This window comes from Streptomyces sp. CO7, from assembly GCF_053474865.1.
Genome location: NZ_JBRIOU010000112.1, coordinates 1 through 442, shown reverse-complemented (window position 1 = coordinate 442; position 442 = coordinate 1). Strand labels below are relative to the sequence as shown.

The 442-nt window shown below is 59.3% G+C and carries 1 protein-coding gene; it reads left to right on the top strand.

Annotated elements, in window-relative coordinates:
* Window positions 1-442 (top strand): homoserine dehydrogenase (locus ACOV8S_RS31350; RefSeq protein ID WP_448321871.1); only part of this gene is annotated, 442 nt, incomplete at both ends.

Genomic DNA, 442 nt, shown 5'->3' with positions numbered 1-442 from the left:
GTACTACGAAGCTGCGGTAGCCGGGGCAATTCCGATCGTCCGCCCGCTGCGCGAGTCTCTTGTCGGAGATCAAATCACTCGTGTTATGGGCATCGTCAATGGCACGACCAACTACATCCTTGACCAAATGACGACTACGGGTGCCCGGTTCGATGAAGCCCTTGCCCAGGCGAAAGCTCAAGGGTATGCCGAGGCCGATCCGACGGCTGACGTGGAGGGTTATGACGCTGCGGCTAAGGCTGCGCTGCTGTCGTCGCTTGCGTTCCATACTCAGTTGCGCGGCGACCAGGTGTATCGAGAAGGGATTACCGAGATCACCCCAGATGACATCCTCGCTGCACATGATATGGATTGCGTCGTCAAGCTCTTAGCTGTGTGCCAGGCCGGCCCCGACGGTATTTCGGCTCGCGTCCATCCGGCCCTCGTTCCTGCAACCCATCCT